At 40.3% G+C, this 13,144-nt stretch carries 11 protein-coding genes; 3 read left to right on the top strand and 8 right to left on the bottom strand.

Translation table 11 applies throughout. From position 1 onward, the window contains the following. Positions 1 to 7 precede the first annotated feature (7 nt). The 6 genes from FBD94_RS15100 to FBD94_RS15075 form a co-directional block, all read right to left on the bottom strand. Positions 8 to 1,267: a metallophosphoesterase gene (locus FBD94_RS15100; RefSeq protein WP_136880794.1), complete on the bottom strand. Its 1,260-nt coding sequence runs from the start codon at positions 1,265 to 1,267 to the stop codon at positions 8 to 10. 36 nt (positions 1,268 to 1,303) lie between these two features. After that, entirely contained in the window at positions 1,304 to 2,782 is a 1,479-nt protein-coding gene (locus FBD94_RS15095; protein ID WP_136880793.1) for a sigma 54-interacting transcriptional regulator, read from the bottom strand. A gap of 26 nt (positions 2,783 to 2,808) precedes the next feature. Further along, the gene (locus FBD94_RS15090; RefSeq protein WP_136880792.1) at positions 2,809 to 3,906 is read right to left on the bottom strand and encodes a vWA domain-containing protein; all 1,098 of its coding nucleotides are present in this window, start codon (positions 3,904 to 3,906) and stop codon (positions 2,809 to 2,811) included. 83 nt (positions 3,907 to 3,989) lie between these two features. Continuing rightward, positions 3,990 to 4,871 carry a cupin-like domain-containing protein gene (locus FBD94_RS15085; RefSeq protein WP_136880791.1) on the bottom strand — a complete coding sequence of 294 codons (882 nt, stop codon included), beginning with the start codon at positions 4,869 to 4,871 and terminating at the stop codon, positions 3,990 to 3,992. 84 nt (positions 4,872 to 4,955) lie between these two features. After that, on the bottom strand, positions 4,956 to 5,840 hold the full coding sequence (locus FBD94_RS15080; protein WP_136880790.1) for a cupin-like domain-containing protein: 885 nt from the start codon (positions 5,838 to 5,840) through the stop codon (positions 4,956 to 4,958). Positions 5,841 to 6,013: 173 nt separating this feature from the next. Beyond that, a complete protein-coding gene (locus FBD94_RS15075; RefSeq protein WP_131608127.1) occupies positions 6,014 to 6,565 on the bottom strand; it encodes a fasciclin domain-containing protein in 552 nt (183 codons plus the stop codon). A 159-nt stretch (positions 6,566 to 6,724) separates the two neighbouring features. Between FBD94_RS15075 and FBD94_RS15070 the strand changes: the two genes are divergently transcribed. Genes FBD94_RS15070 through FBD94_RS15060 form a run of 3 tightly spaced genes read left to right on the top strand, consistent with a single transcriptional unit; the run spans position 6,725 to position 11,158 of the window. Next, positions 6,725 to 8,713 (top strand): DUF1800 domain-containing protein, encoded by a 1,989-nt coding sequence (locus tag FBD94_RS15070; protein ID WP_136880789.1) that lies wholly within the window; start codon positions 6,725 to 6,727, stop codon positions 8,711 to 8,713. A 17-nt stretch (positions 8,714 to 8,730) separates the two neighbouring features. Further along, on the top strand, positions 8,731 to 9,996 hold the full coding sequence (locus FBD94_RS15065) for a DUF1501 domain-containing protein (RefSeq protein WP_136880788.1): 1,266 nt from the start codon (positions 8,731 to 8,733) through the stop codon (positions 9,994 to 9,996). A gap of 40 nt (positions 9,997 to 10,036) precedes the next feature. Further along, entirely contained in the window at positions 10,037 to 11,158 is a 1,122-nt protein-coding gene (locus tag FBD94_RS15060; RefSeq protein ID WP_235884496.1) for a formylglycine-generating enzyme family protein, read from the top strand. A 29-nt stretch (positions 11,159 to 11,187) separates the two neighbouring features. On the opposite strand, the gene FBD94_RS15055 is transcribed toward FBD94_RS15060, so the two are convergent. Both FBD94_RS15055 and hemW read right to left on the bottom strand, forming a co-directional pair. Then, a complete protein-coding gene (locus FBD94_RS15055; RefSeq protein ID WP_136880787.1) occupies positions 11,188 to 11,973 on the bottom strand; it encodes an SDR family oxidoreductase in 786 nt (261 codons plus the stop codon). A gap of 17 nt (positions 11,974 to 11,990) precedes the next feature. After that, on the bottom strand, positions 11,991 to 13,130 hold the full coding sequence (gene hemW / locus FBD94_RS15050; protein ID WP_136880786.1) for a radical SAM family heme chaperone HemW: 1,140 nt from the start codon (positions 13,128 to 13,130) through the stop codon (positions 11,991 to 11,993). Positions 13,131 to 13,144 lie beyond the last annotated feature (14 nt).

Below are 13,144 nucleotides of genomic sequence, written 5' to 3'. Positions count from 1 at the left end.
GTTTGAATTAGGCTCGCTTTAATTCAAATATCGTTATTTCCGGCAAGATTCCAACTCTTCCTGGGTAGCCTAAAAAGCCGTAGCCAACATTTACATAAAGTTGCTGCTTTTGCTCCTGATACAAGCCAGCCCATTCCTTATAAATATACTGCACCGGGCTCCATTGGAACCTCTCAGTTCTTACTCCAAATTGCATCCCATGGGTATGGCCACTAAACATGGCATCTATTTGTGGGTATTTTTCAAGTACCTGTCCACGCCAGTGCGAAGGGTCGTGGGAAAGGAGTAGTTTAACCGGTAGATCGTCGGTATTTTTAACTGCAAGGTCCATGCGTCCGTATTTTGGAAAACGGCCCATTCCCCAGTTTTCGATGCCCAGGATACCGATTTCTTCACCATCGACTTTTAGCCTTCTGTTTTCGTTCATCAACAGATCCCAGCCCATTATTTCGTGTGTTTTTATCACATCCTGCAAGTTCTTTGCCTTGGCAGCAGATGGAGCTTTGCCAAAGTGGTAATCTCCATAATCGTGATTACCCAGTGTTGAGTATACCCCTAGTGGCGCTTTTATTTTTGAAAAGATATCCTGATACCCGCGCATTTCTGAAGCCATATCATTGACCAAATCACCTGTGAAGAACACAAAATCAGGCTTTTCTCCAAGCAACATTTCAACACCACCAAGTACCGCTTTAGGGTTGTAAAAGCTACCCGAATGGACGTCGGAAATCTGGGCCATTTTTATACCATCAAAAGCTTTTGGTAAATTTGGAAGGATAAGGGTTTTACGTTTTATTTTGTAATCATAGGCGCCAGATACAATTCCCCAGCTTAATGAGGCTAGCGGTACTGCAGCGGTAAGCATTCCTGCTTTAACAATAAAAGCCGAGCGGCTAATAGGTGAAGCTGCATTTATAGCGGTAGTAGATGGACTTGTCTGTTTTTCTTTTCTAGCTAATCTTATGAGCTTAATAAAACCTCTTCTTAGGTCGTCAATCAATAAAAAGGGTAACATGACTACCTTGCAGGCGACAGTTAAAAAGAAGGCCACCAGAACAACAGCTCTTACGGTAAGGTATAGATTTAGATAAATCCCCGCAAAAACACCTACTACCAGGCCAATGGTATAAGTCCACCAAAGTATGGTAAATAGTTTTTTTGTACTTGGCTTCCAGCTTTTAAAAACTGATAATATGGCACGGTAGCAGTAATAGTCGAATATTAAAAGGAAAACGGATAAAAATATGATTAGGGGTAATCGGCCCATAGTTAAATATGTTGTTTTAATTGAAATTGTTGTTTGTTAGTCTTCGTCTTGCATATTAATGTTAAACAGACTGTCGAACATGTCTGAAAAGCCAAAGCCTCCAACCAGGTATTTTTTATTGAGTTGAGAGTATTCGGCTAGTCCATGTAAGACTAATTCCATCAGCAAGAATATTTGGTTTTCATATGCTTTTGGATGATAAAACTTTACCAATTCAAATAGTCCATCAACTTTCATCAATTCCTTTTGGTATTGAATGTTGTTTAAGTTGTCGGCTAGATCTAATGTGTTGCCTTCTGTAAACCAGTGTGTAATCTTTTCATAAGGATTGCCTTGCTTCTCTTTCTTAACTTTTTCCGGGTCGGGGAAATAATTGGGAAAGAACGTTCTGATGGCCTTCCCGATAAGTGTGTGGGCAACTTTAGCGGGGCCTTCCAGTTCACCTTCATAAACCAGTTCGATTTTTCCGGTTATAGCAGGAATGATTCCGGTAAGATCTGATAAGCGGACTTCAGTGTTTTTTTCTCTTTTAAGGAGCATTCTTCGTTCTGCGGTACTGATTAGATTCTCAAAAGCAGCAATGCTAAGTCTTGCAGAAACACCTGATTTCTGATCAATGAGCTCACTTTTTCTAGCTTCAATAGCTACTTGTTCGATAAGGTTTCTGATCAATCCGTCGGAATGAACTTGTTTCAGCCTTTCTGGACTTATCCTGGTTTCCTGACGGGTGATCTCTCTAGCAATTTCTATTGTTTTAGGATAATGGGTAAGGATCTGGCTTTCAATACGGTCTTTTAAAGGGGTAACGATAGAACCGCGATTGGTATAATCCTCTGGATTTGCAGTAAACACAAATTGAACATCAAGTGGTAAACGAAGTTTGAACCCCCTGATCTGGATATCTTTTTCCTGTAGCATATTAAACAGTGCTACCTGAATCCTGGCTTGGAGATCGGGTAATTCATTAATTACAAAGATGCTTCGATGGGCTCTTGGTATCAATCCAAAATGGATTACACGTTCATCATTATAAGTAAGTTTTAGCGTAGCAGCTTTAATCGGATCTATATCGCCAATTAGATCGGCCACTGTAACATCTGGCGTAGCTAGCTTTTCAGTATAACGTTCCGAACGGTGTTGCCAGCCGATAGGTGTATTGTCGCCATGTATTAATATTTCATGCTTGGCATACCATGAAATGGGGTTAAGAGGATCATCAAAGATCTCGCTTCCACCTACATATGGGATATATTCATCTAATAAATCGACCATTAAGCGAGCAATACGGGTTTTTGCCTGTCCACGTAAACCGAGTAACAGGATATTGTGACGGGATAAAATAGCAGTGTGCAGTTCGGGTATAACAGTGTCGTTATAACCTAAAATGCCCTGAAACCCATCCGATCTGGCTTTGAGTTGCTTAATCAGGTTTTTACGGAGCTCATCTTTAACGGATAAGGATTTATATTTGGCTGCTTTTAGGTCGCCAAGCGTTTTTATCGTGTTGTGGTCCATTTATATCTTTGTTCTTTAATCCTTATTTATCTTACAGTTTTTCTTCTATTTTTAATATAATCCTCAAATATATACTCTCCTAATCCAGTTAGGGAACTGTAAAATGCCCTTCCGCCGTTTACTTGTGTAAACTCCCGGACAAACTGTTGTAGGTATGGATCCTGAGCAATCATAAAGGTTGTAATGGGGATGCCGAGCCGCTTACACTGCGCAGCCATATTTAGGGTTTTACTGATCACTTTCCTGTCCAGCCCCATGCTGTTTTTATAGTAACGCCCGTTTTCTTTTAAACAAGTAGGCTTACCATCGGTGATCATAAAAATCTGTTTGTTATGTGTTTTACGTCTGCGCAGTAAGTCTGTTGCCAATTCAAGCCCCGCATAAGTGTTCGTATGGTAGGGGCCAACTTGTAAATAAGGCAGATCTTTAACCGAAATGGTCCAGGCATCGTTACCAAAAACTACAATATCCAAGGTGTCTTTCGGGTAACGTGTTCTAATTAACTCAGCAAGTGCCATGGCTACCTTCTTGGCGGGCGTTATTCTGTCTTCACCATATAAGATCATAGAATGAGAGATATCAATCATGAGCACAGTCGAAGTTAGCGTTTTGAAATCCTTTTCCTCTACTTCAAGATCCCGTTCTGTTAACGTAAAGTTACCGATACCATGATTGATCTGTGCATTGTGAATAGAGGCCGTCATATCTATTTGATCCAGACTATCCCCGAATGTGTATTCCCTTCTATCAGCATTTTTTTCTTCGCCAATACCAGACAGGTTACTATTGTGATTCCCTCTTCCTGCTTTTTTTAGTTTGCCGAAGATCTCTTCCAGGGCCGACTTACGTATGGTTTGTTCCGTTTTAGCGGTGATGCTGATCTTTCCATTTGTTGGAGATTCTGTGATGTAGCCTTTATCCTTCAGGTCATCAATAAAATCACCCATAGCATACTCATTATTGGTCAATTTGTATTGCTTGTCCAATTCATTCATCCATGCCAATGCTTCGCCGGCATCACCTGACGTATAATTGAGCAGTTGAGTAAATAAATTTAGCAACTCATTAAATTCTCCGCTTGGGGAGTCATCAGGCTTATAGTCAGAAAAATGGTACCCTCTCATACTCTCGATATAAACGATTTATCGAAGGTAAAAGTTTCTGGTATCAGTAATGTTATGTCGTTGTAAAAATACCGGGCGGTTAATTATTTCGGTTCGCCGTTAGCTGAAGCCTTTTCTGCCCTTTTTATTGCTAAACGTTCTCTCCATTTTGCGTACGGAGCCTTAAAAGCCATTTTTAATACACTGTCTAGTCCACCTTTAATAGCAAGGTTAAAAACGCTTTGTGCTTTTCTGGTTAAAGAGGCATCCCAGGCCCTAAGGCTTAGGGAGAAAGAACCATCCAGGTACTTCATCCAATGCCACATGCCAGTTGGCATAAATAAAGTATCACCATGTTCAAGGAATACTTCATATCCTTCTACACCTTTTAAAGCGGGGAATTTCTCGAAATCAGGATTGGCCACATCATAATCCTCTAATGCGTAAGTTGCATTCGGGATGCAATACAGGCGTTTTTTCCATTTATTGTCGAACAATATAATGTGTTTTCTGCCGCCAAAGTGGGTATGGAAAAGGTGGGGCAGATCAATATCGTAATGTAAAAAAGTAACAGAATTTGAACCGCCAAAGAACATGGCCGGCATACTTTCAATAAAGCCCCCCATCAAGTCTTTAGGAATAACAATGTCATCCACAAGGTTAGGCACGTGCTTAAATAGGTTGAAGAAAAAGATTCGGAGTTCGGTTGGTTTAGACTTGATCAGGTCCAGATAATCGCCAAAGCGCATTTCTGCAACTGATGCATTGATGGGCTTAGAGGGGTCGGCTTTGGAGTTGTCCATCAAACTCACGTTCACATCTCCTGCTATTTGCTTCAGGTAGTCGGTTGTCCATTTTTCTCTGGCAGGCCAGGTCTTGGTTAAGCCTTTAATGATTAAAGGACGACGGGCATCCAGATAATTTTTTTTAAAATCAGCAGGGCTGATGCTTTCAACGGTGTCTACCGGCTTTAAAATAAAGCTCATATGTTTAATAATACGATACCTGTTAGCGGCTTAATGCCGATTACTGATCCTATTTAAAACAAACTTAGAGATTTTTTTTGTAATCTATTCATTAGGTTTTTTTCGTTTTAGTGCACGGTTGGCTCTTTTTATAGCCAGTTCTTCTTTCCAGCCCATATATTTTTCTCTGAAATTGGCCTTCATAAAGTCATCGAACTTGCGTTGGAGGGTTAAGTTGTATAAACTTCTTGCTTTTACAGCCCAGGATTTGTCCCATGCCCTTAAACTGATAGAAAAGGAACCATCCAGATATTTCATCCAATGCCAGTATCCAGTAGGCATAAACAGCGTGTCGCCATGTTCAAGAAATGCTTCTACCCCTTTAACGCCTTTTAAGGCAGGGTATTTATCGAAATTGGGATTTTCTGCATCATAATCCTCCAGTGCATAGGTAGCGTAAGGTATTTGGTATAGACGTTCTTTCCATTTGTTTTCGAACAAGATCACATGTTTACGCCCGTTAAAGTGGGTATGGAAAATATGGGCCATATCAATGTCGTAATGTAAAAATGTAACGGAGCCTTTGCCGCCAAAAAACATATTCGGGTAGCTGTCTAAAAAGCCGCCCATTAAATCCTTTGGGGCTCTGTAGTCTTCCAATAGTTTGGGAGCTTGCTTAATTGGGTCGAAAAGGAATATACGTAAGTCTGTTGGTGTATGTTTTATCAGTTCTATATAGTCGTCAAACTTCATCTCTGCTGCCGAAGCATTAATCGGCTTAGATGGATCTGCTTTGGAGCTATCGTAGAGTGGTACGGTTTGATCACCCACTACTGTTTTCATGTAATCTAGATTCCATTTATCATAAGCTGGCCATGTCTTAGACCTATTTTTTATGATAAGTGGTTTGCGCGGATTTAAATAATGTTTTTCAAAATCTGTTTTGTTGATATCATTAACGATATCAATAGGAGTTAAGTCAAACTTCATATAAATAAGATGTTAAGATGAAGCAAAATTATATAAACAGAAATTGGGAGGAAATTGTTAGCTCAAAAATTAAAAACACTTGACAAATGAGCTCATCTTCTCTATATTTTTTAAATAAAAATGGCCGGCACCTCCCCAGGGCCGGCCTTCACAAATCCCCCTCAACTTCTTTTTTATTTAGGCATTAATACGGTGTCTACTACATGTATCACACCATTTTTTTGCATTACGTTGGCAATGGTAATGGTTGTGCTACCACCTTTTTCGTCTTTGATCATTAACTTTTTACCTTCCATCCAGGCCCAAAGTTTACCGCCGCTAACGGTGGTTAATTCTGCTTTGCCCTTTCCTTTTTTGATGGCTTTTTCAATCTCAGCAGCAGTCCAAGTACCTGCTACTACATGGTAGGTTAATATTTTTGTTAAAGTGGCTTTGTTTTCAGGTTTTAATAGGGTCGCGATAGTTCCGGCGGGTAGTTTATCAAATGCTTCGTTTGTTGGCGCAAAAACTGTAAATGGTCCAGCTGATTTTAAGGTTTCAACCAGGCCTGCAGCTTTAACCGCTGCAACTAATGTAGTATGGTCTTTAGAGTTTACTGCATTGTCTACAATGTCTTTAGTCGCATACATGGCCGCTCCACCAACAGTAGGATTTTTTTGAGCGTAGACTTGTGTCGTGCATGCCATAGCTACTAAGGCAATTACTGAAAGAAATATTCGTTTCATGGTTTCTGTTTTATAAAGGCAGATACGAGGAAAGCTTTACGGTGGATTTTTTACGGTCTATTTTTTGTATTTTTAGTTATAGTAATATTTTTTTTGCATTCAGTTTAATCCTTATTGGATTTCTATTGTCATAGCATTATAATCAAATTGTAACTTAGTATGAAAACACCGACAAAAGTTATCTATTCATTTGTAGTTGTGCTTTTTATCACCGTATTGTGTTCAGCCTTTCAAAAGGAAAAGGCAGCTGCGGTAAAATTTGCATTCCCTTATAAACAAGCTGGCTTGGACGAGCGACAAGCGGCAGCGCATCTTTTAAGTAGGTTTACTTATGGAGCAAAACCCGAAGATATTGATGAGGTGGTTAAGATGGGATTGGAAAAATGGTTTTTGAAACAGTTAGACGGAAAGATCGATGACGAAGCTTTAAATAAATCTTTAAGTCAATACGATGACATCAATTTGAGTAATACTGAGGTCGAAAATAAATATCCTCGTAACGGACTGGCTGTACGAATGGCTGTTAAGGAAGGAGTAATCGATAAGGATTCTGTCAATAAAACCGATGGAAAAGAATACAGACAAAAGGTAAAAGCTTTTATGGAATCGAAAGGTTACAAGCCTCAACAAGAGCTTTTTCGTCAGTTTTTTAATCAAAAAATACTTAGGGCAGCCTACACCAATAATCAACTACATGAATTGCTAACCGATTTCTGGTTTAATCATTTCAATGTTTCTCTAACCAAAAATCAAAGTGCATCATTTATTCCGGCTTATGAGCGGGATATCATCAGGCCCAATGTGACGGGTAAGTTTCAAACTTTATTGTTGGCTACAGCAAAGTCTCCAGCCATGTTGATGTATCTGGACAATTCTTCCAGCAGTGGAACTCCGTTAGCCAGTAATGATGGGAATATGGCTCTGGAAATGGGTGCTATCAGACAAGTAAATAAACGTCCAAATGGCAGACCTTTTGCAAATGCTGCAGCTATTAAAAAGCAACAACAGAAAAAGAAACAAGGTGGGTTGAATGAAAACTATGCCCGTGAGGTAATGGAGCTACATACTTTGGGTGTAGATGGAGGGTATTCTCAAAGTGATGTTACCCAAGCAGCAAGAGTATTAACTGGTTGGGGTATTGCACCTATGGGCGATAATGGTTATGGTTCTGCCGGGAGAAATATCTTAGAGAAAATGGATGCTAATACGCTAGAGAAACGTGGTTTTGTACACGATGGCGACTTTTTGTTTATGCCAACACGTCACGATAATGGTGAGAAAATAGTATTGGGTAAACGTTTTCCAGCAGGTCAGGGGTACGATGAAGGCGTAGAGCTACTTACCATGCTGGCACATCATCCTTCAACAGCAAAATTCATTTCAAAAAAGATTGCGACAAGGTTTGTTAATGACAATCCTGCATCTTCATTGGTAGATAAGATGACTAAAACTTTCCTTAAAACGAATGGAGATATTAAAGATGTGATGATTGCCATGGTTTCTTCCCCAGAATTTTGGAGTAAGAATTCCTTAAGAGAAAAAACAAAATCTCCTTTCGAGCTTGCCATTAGTGCAGTACGTAGTTTGAATGCCGAGATTACACAACCTTATCAGTTGTATACCTGGATCAATAAAATGGGCCAAAAGATGTATTATTATCAAGCTCCTACAGGTTTTCCAGATAAAGGGCAATATTGGATCAATACAGGCTCTTTATTAAATAGGATGAATTTTGGGCTGGCTTTAGCTACGCAAAGGATTCCCGGAGTTAAGATAAATCTGGCTTCGTTAAACAACAACCATGAACCGGAAAGTGCAGATGCAGCATTGCTGATTTATTGCAAGCTGATTATGCCCGAACGCGATGTTCAGGAAACGGTTAAGCGGTTAAAACCTATGTTAAACGATCCCGACCTGGTAAATAAGGTGGAAAGCGCTGCGGCAAAAGCTGCACCACCACAAACTGTGGATACGATGGCTGGTAGTGATATGCAAAGCATGGATCAAATGGATAAAAAGGAAGCCAAGGTGGCCAACAAAGGCAAGGGTAAGAAAGCAAATAAAATTGCCTACGCCACAGGTAACAATACCATGTTGGCTCAGGTAGTAGGTGTAATTATTGGCTCTCCAGAATTTCAACGTAAATAAACCTTAAATATATAATCATGACTTCAAGAAGAGGATTTATAAAAGCAGGGGGATTGGCCTTATTTGGCATCGGAATGGGTGGTATTCCTGGCTTTTTAGCCGAAGCTGTTGCCGGAACAAAAGCTCCGGGCTTGTTTAAAAGGAAAAAGATAATGGTGTGCATTTTTCAGCGTGGGGCAATGGACGGCTTAATGGCTGTAACTCCATTTACTGATAATTACTTAAAGGCTGCCCGACCAACCTTGTTTATGAGTGCTGCTAAAGGAGGCAAAACAACACCGTTGATAGATCTGGATGGTCGTTTTGGCTTGCATCCTTCAATGGCGGCTTTCGAAAGTATGTTTAGGGAAAAGAGAATGGCAATTGTACATGGTATAGGCTCCCCAAATAATACCCGTTCGCATTTTGATGCACAGGATTATATGGAATCTGGTACCCCTTTTAGAAAAGGAACAGATAGTGGCTGGTTAAACCGTGCAGTCGGATTGTTGGGGCATGAAGCCGCAACTCCATTCCAGGGCGTTAGCTTAACTTCATCCTTGCCAAGATCATTCTATGGTGATAACCCCGCAGTGGCGATTAGCAACCTGCAGGATTTTAACATACAATTAAGAGGTAATGTTAAAGGTGCAAATATGGCTGCAAAAAGTTTTGAAGATCTATATGATACCACCTCGTCTGGCTTATTGAAAGAGACAGGAAAGGAAAGCTTTGATGCCATGAAAATGCTTCAAAAGGTAGATACAAAAAACTATAAACCATCAAACAATGCTGTATATCCTAATTCGGCACTGGGAAATTCGTTGAAACAGATCGCTCAGTTAATAAAAATGGATGTTGGAATGGAGGTTGCCTTTGCTGAATCTGGAGGCTGGGATACCCACTTTAATCAGGGTGCAGACACCGGTATTTTTGCCAGGAATGTAAATGATTTGAGCCAGAGTATGATGGCCTTTTGGGCAGATATGGGGACTTATCAGGATGACTTAACGGTAATGACAATGACTGAATTTGGTCGTACTGTAAAACAAAATGGTACTGGTGGAACGGATCACGGAAGGGCATCTTGCAACTTTATTTTGGGCAATGGTGTTAATGGCGGCTTGGTACATGGTCTTGTAAATCCACTGGCTGTCGAAAACCTTGAAGATGGTAGGGATCTTGCCGTAACTACTGATTTTAGAAGTGTGTTTAGTGAGGTGGCTGATAAGCACCTGAACATCAATAACGATAAGGTGCTGTTTCCGGATTGGGAAGGTAACAAAATTGGTGTAATGAGGTAGCCGATTTTCGTACTATCCTTTTTATCATTAATTTAGCGCTGTGAGAATAGCTATTTTATCCTTGTTTGCAGTACTTTCTATCGTTTCCTGTAAGCAAAAAAATAAAACAAATGAGCAGTCTGCTGCCGCTGAAAAGAAAGATTTAAGTTGCTGTGATGCGAAACTACCTAAAAGGTTTGGAGCAATTACGGGGATAGATTCCCTAGGCTCAAAAGAGGCTGAGGGTAAGACTTCGCATGAGGGAATGAAGTTTATTCCTACCGGTGATTTTGCGATGGGAGCATCAGATAACGAAGGTCGACCTGATGAATATCCTTCACATGAAGTGGCTGTAAATGGTTTTTGGATTGATGAAAGCGAAGTTACCAATGCGCAGTTTGCACGTTTTGTAAAAGCTACAGGCTATGTCACTCAAGCCGAGCGGAAGCCAGATTGGGAGGAATTAAAAAAACAGTTGCCACCGGGAACACCTAAACCAGCTGAAGAATTGTTGCAGCCAGCTTCTTTAACATTTAAAAAGCCTGTTAAACGTATAAATATTAACGATGTGTCGCAATGGTGGAGCTGGACTGAAGGCGCTAGTTGGAAGCATCCACAAGGGCCTAAAAGCAATATTATCGGCAAAGACAATTACCCCGTTACGCAAGTATCCTGGATAGATGCTGCGGCTTATGCCAAATGGGCCGGTAAGCGCTTGCCTACCGAAGCGGAGTGGGAATACGCAGCTCGTGGTGGACTTAAAAGTAAAAAGTATCCTTGGGGTGATGAGGATATAGCTACGGGTAAGGTCAAAGCAAATACCTGGCAGGGCGAATTTCCTTATACAGATTTAAAAACGGATGGGTTTGCAAGTGTAGCCCCTGTAAAGTCATTTGCTGCAAACGGATACGGATTGTATGATATGTCTGGAAATGTTTGGGAATGGACTGCCGATTGGTATACGCCTGATTACTATAAAACTCAAAAAGGTAAACAAAGCAATCCTAAAGGATCCGCAGAAAGTTTTGACCCTGATGAGCCTACTATCCCTAAAAAGATTATCCGGGGCGGATCATTTATGTGCCATTCATCTTACTGCAAAGGCTACAGAGTGAGTTCTAAAATGAAGTCTTCTGTTGATACAGGATTAGAAAACACAGGCTTTAGATGTGTTGCTAATTGATCGTTATAAAAAAAACACAAACGTTTGCGTTAAGTTACTTTAGCGGTTCTTAGATATTTAGAGAAACGTAAAGGGAATAAGCGTTTAAACAGAACAGCTTTGACTTCTTTGCCGCCAATGTAGACCTCTTCCTTATTGATATTGATGGCTTTAATCATTTGTTTAGCACAATCTTCGGCTGTGATCCCGGTTTCCACACCATGATCATTTATACCATAAGGAGCTCCGGTAGCTGTTAAAGCATTTAATGTTACATTTGTTTTAACAAACCCTGGACAAATCAATGTGATCTGGATGTTTTTATCAAATACTTCCGAACGCAAAGAATCAAAGTAGCCATGTAAAGCATGTTTTGAAGCCGAATACGAAGAACGAAAGCGCGTGCCGAATTTGCCTACAAGGCTGCTGATACAAACAATTTTCCCACCGCCTTTGGCAATCATATTTGGCAATACAGCTTTACTAAGTGCAACTGTTCCCCAGAAGTTCACATTCATCAGACGCTGCTCTGTTTGAAGGGGCGTTTCTAATGCAAGACTGCGTTGACTGATCCCGCCACTATTGATGAGTATATCTACATGACCATAGATGCGAATTGCTTCTTCAGCTTTATCTGTCAGAGATGCTGTATTTTCAAGATCTAATGGCAGTACATGGACGTTAACGGGGCTTTTACAGTTGCTTTTAACTCTGTAAAGTTCATCCCTGTTGCGAGATGACAGGATAAGTTTAGCACCTGCTTTATCGTAAGCATATACTAGTGCTTCACCAATACCGGATGATGCACCGGTAATCCAAACAACCTTATTCTTCATGTTTATTATATTGATGGTTAAAGATGGTCATCCTGAATCAAAAATAATTCAGAAGCAATGTAATCTGCAAATAATTTACCTTCCTGTGTCAGAACCAAATGGTTGTCTTGCTTTGTTAGCCAGGCCCGTTCTATAAATGGCTTTATTGCCTTTAATGTATCTGTCAAGAACAATTGGCCAAAATCAGCAGCAATTTTATTTAAATCAGTGCCCCACATGGTACGCAAGGAAGTCATGATGTATTCATTAAACCTGTCATATTGGTCAAGCTCTTCAATAGTTTCTGCGAGTTCGCCTTTTTCTAAATGCTGCAGGTACTGTGCATTGTTGGCAACATTCAGGTATCGGGTTTGGCCATCAAAACCATGAGCCGAAGGACCTATGCCTAGATATGGGATGCCACGCCAGTAATTGGTATTGTGAACCGCATATTTCCCAGGCTTGCTAAAATTAGAAATCTCATATTGTTCAAAACCGCCTTCTTTTAGTTTCTCTATTAGCGTGATAAACTGGGCTGCACTTTGCTCGTCATTAATAGGTGGCTGTTGCCCTCTCTTAATTGCGCTTGCAAGAGCAGTTTTGGGCTCAACCGTAAGTGAATAGGCAGAGATATGAGGGGTTTGAAATTCAATAGCTTTATTGATATTGCTAAGCCATTTACTGTCGGTTAGTAAGGGATAGCCGTAAATGAGATCAATGCTTAGGTTTTCAAATCCGGCATCCTGGCTACGTTTTATACAATCTTCGGCTTCATTTGCATTGTGGGCCCTGTTCATCCAGATCAGGTCTTCTTCAAAAAAAGATTGTATACCTATGCTAAAACGGTTTACAGGCAGCCGTCTAAGCTCTGCTATTTTCCTAGCATTCAGATCATCAGGATTAGCTTCTATCGTAATTTCAGCATCCGATGAGATGGAGAAATGTTGTGTTAGTGTATTAAAGATCTTTTCAAAGCTTTTTGAAGGCAGTACAGAGGGTGTTCCGCCACCAAAATAAATGCTGCCCACCTGGTCGGTTATCCTGTCTTTTTTTTTAATGATCTCTGCACAAATGGCATCAGTCATTTCATCAACATACTTTAACGAGGTGCTGAAATGAAAATCGCAATAGGTACAGGCCTTTTTACAGAAAGGGATGTGGATATAAATTCCGGACATTTGGCAAAGATAAT

It is taken from the genome of Pedobacter hiemivivus, from assembly GCF_005144565.1.
Classification (GTDB): domain Bacteria; phylum Bacteroidota; class Bacteroidia; order Sphingobacteriales; family Sphingobacteriaceae; genus Pedobacter; species Pedobacter hiemivivus.
The sequence above is the reverse complement of the archived record's forward strand: the minus strand, read 5'-3'. Positions and strand labels throughout refer to the sequence as shown.

Excerpts from the sequence above, each read along its gene's own strand:
- FBD94_RS15100 (WP_136880794.1), bottom strand. The coding sequence starts at position 1,267 with ATGGGCCGATTACCCCTAATCATATTTTTATCCGTTTTCCTTTTAATA.
- FBD94_RS15095 (WP_136880793.1), bottom strand. The coding sequence starts at position 2,782 with ATGGACCACAACACGATAAAAACGCTTGGCGACCTAAAAGCAGCCAAA.
- FBD94_RS15090 (WP_136880792.1), bottom strand. The coding sequence starts at position 3,906 with ATGAGAGGGTACCATTTTTCTGACTATAAGCCTGATGACTCCCCAAGC.
- FBD94_RS15085 (WP_136880791.1), bottom strand. The coding sequence starts at position 4,871 with ATGAGCTTTATTTTAAAGCCGGTAGACACCGTTGAAAGCATCAGCCCT.
- FBD94_RS15080 (WP_136880790.1), bottom strand. The coding sequence starts at position 5,840 with ATGAAGTTTGACTTAACTCCTATTGATATCGTTAATGATATCAACAAA.
- FBD94_RS15075 (WP_131608127.1), bottom strand. The coding sequence starts at position 6,565 with ATGAAACGAATATTTCTTTCAGTAATTGCCTTAGTAGCTATGGCATGC.
- FBD94_RS15070 (WP_136880789.1), top strand. The coding sequence starts at position 6,725 with ATGAAAACACCGACAAAAGTTATCTATTCATTTGTAGTTGTGCTTTTT.
- FBD94_RS15065 (WP_136880788.1), top strand. The coding sequence starts at position 8,731 with ATGACTTCAAGAAGAGGATTTATAAAAGCAGGGGGATTGGCCTTATTT.
- FBD94_RS15055 (WP_136880787.1), bottom strand. The coding sequence starts at position 11,973 with ATGAAGAATAAGGTTGTTTGGATTACCGGTGCATCATCCGGTATTGGT.
- hemW (WP_136880786.1), bottom strand. The coding sequence starts at position 13,130 with ATGTCCGGAATTTATATCCACATCCCTTTCTGTAAAAAGGCCTGTACC.